This is a genomic window from Pseudomonas sp. SIMBA_041 (assembly GCF_046535095.1).
GTDB lineage: Bacteria > Pseudomonadota > Gammaproteobacteria > Pseudomonadales > Pseudomonadaceae > Aquipseudomonas > Aquipseudomonas mucoides.
This window is the reverse complement of record NZ_JAWRXJ010000595.1, coordinates 1-255: the sequence shown is the minus strand read 5'-3', so window position 1 is coordinate 255 and position 255 is coordinate 1. Positions and strand designations below refer to the sequence as shown.

The 255-nt window shown below is 67.5% G+C and carries 1 protein-coding gene; it reads right to left on the bottom strand.

Annotation, left to right across the window (positions count from 1 at the left end):
* The coding region (locus tag SB725_RS32500) for an MmgE/PrpD family protein (RefSeq protein WP_410923613.1) at nt 1–255 on the bottom strand (255 nt) is incomplete at both ends.

The following is a 255-nucleotide window of genomic DNA, read 5'->3' as shown; positions in this document are numbered from 1 at the left end:
ATAGAAGCCCCACTGCGGCGCCGTCAGGACGCCGGGAATGCCCATCTCGCCACGCAGGGCGATATCCGCCAGGCGCACTCCACGGCTGGAGGCATCCCCCGCCGCCCAGGATTTGCGCGAACCGGCATTGGGTGCATGGCGATAGGTGCGCAGCGCCTGGCCATCGACAAAGGCCTGGGACAGTGCCGCCAGCAACTGCTCGCGATTGGCCCCCATCAGCTTGGCGCACACCGCGGTGGAAGCCACTTTCACCAG